Source organism: Flagellimonas lutimaris (genome assembly GCF_051494225.1).
In the GTDB taxonomy this organism is placed as follows: Bacteria; Bacteroidota; Bacteroidia; order Flavobacteriales; family Flavobacteriaceae; genus Flagellimonas; species Flagellimonas lutimaris_A.
This window is the reverse complement of record NZ_JBNPYE010000025.1, coordinates 1-1,285: the sequence shown is the minus strand read 5'-3', so window position 1 is coordinate 1,285 and position 1,285 is coordinate 1. Positions and strand designations below refer to the sequence as shown.

The following is a 1,285-nucleotide window of genomic DNA, read 5'->3' as shown; positions in this document are numbered from 1 at the left end:
TGGACTTACTATATTTAACCGGACATAGAGTTAAGAGCGTTTTAGTTATTAAAATTAACTTTGAAAAATGTCAAGAGAAAAAAGAAATTACACTGCAGAGTTTAAGGAAAAAGCTGTAGAACTTAGTTACGCACGTGGTAGCGTTGTCGAGATTTGCAGGGAACTGGATATCCCTACATCTGTATTGAGCCGTTGGCGCAGGGAATCGGATGCCTATGGCAGGAACAGTTTCCCGGGCAAGGGAAACCCCAAATTAACGGACGAGCAACGGGAAATTGCAGAATTGAAGAAGAAGTTAAGGAATGCCGAACTAGAAAGAGATATCTTAAAAAAGGCGATAGCCATCTTCTCCTAGAGCGACAGGAAAAATATAGGTTCATAAAACACCATAAATTTAAATTTCCAGTCGGGAAGATGTGCAAAATGTTCAAGATAAGCAAAAGCGGGTATTACGATTGGTTGGGCAGGGTTCCTTCCAAAAGAGTGATGGAGAACGAGGCCATATCATCTACCATCCGAGATGTTTATGAGGATAGTTTTGGGAGTTACGGGGCACCGAGGATCAAAGCGGAGCTCTGGAAAAGGGGATATTGCATCTCAAGACCTAGGGTAGCTAGGATAATGAGGGCAAATAACCTGTTTGCCAAAAGAAAGCGTAAATTTCAAACTACGACCCACAGCAAGCACAACTATCCAGTTGCACCCAATATATTAGATCAGGATTTTACCGTCTATAGACCGAACCAGGTTTGGGTATCGGATATCACCTATATAAAGACCAAACAAGGCTGGATGTATTTAACGGTAATTATAGATCTGTTCCACCGGAAGGTCGTTGGATGGTCGATGGGCCAAACCTTAAGTACCGGCGACACTATAGTCCCTGCATGGAATATGGCCATTAAATCGAACAATATCACAAAAGAACTTATATTCCATTCCGATAGGGGGTCTCAATACGCCAGTTCCACTTTTACAGATATCCTGAAAAGATATAATGGATCGATAAAACAAAGTATGAGCAGAAAAGGTAATTGTTGGGACAATGCAGTAGCTGAATCGTTCTTTAAGAGCCTAAAGGTAGAATGGGTCTATGAACATAGCTATAACCTAAGGTCAGAAGCCGAACTATCTGTCTTCCAATGGATAGAGACCTGGTATAACAGAAGAAGAATACACTCCTCTTTGGGATATAAGACTATAGAGGAAATTGAAATAGAATTGTATAATCAAAAAATAGCAGCATGACTCTTATCTAATTGTCCACTTTTTTGTTGCAAGTCCA

2 protein-coding genes are annotated in these 1,285 nt (G+C 40.5%); both read left to right on the top strand.

Annotated features, from left to right (window positions below):
• The first annotated feature begins 67 nt into the window (after window positions 1–67).
• Entirely contained in the window at window positions 68–355 is a 288-nt protein-coding gene (locus tag ACQQ5U_RS19370; RefSeq protein ID WP_239986604.1) for a transposase, read from the top strand.
• Window positions 253–1,248: an IS3 family transposase gene (locus tag ACQQ5U_RS19365; RefSeq protein WP_244178407.1), complete on the top strand. Its 996-nt coding sequence runs from the start codon at window positions 253–255 to the stop codon at window positions 1,246–1,248. The genes ACQQ5U_RS19370 and ACQQ5U_RS19365 overlap by 103 nt, the downstream gene beginning before the upstream one ends.
• The last annotated feature ends 37 nt before the right edge of the window (window positions 1,249–1,285 follow it).

What these genes read in the sequence shown, in the direction of transcription:
- ACQQ5U_RS19370 (WP_239986604.1), top strand. Translation starts at nt 68, where the DNA reads ATGTCAAGAGAAAAAAGAAATTACACTGCAGAGTTTAAGGAAAAAGCT.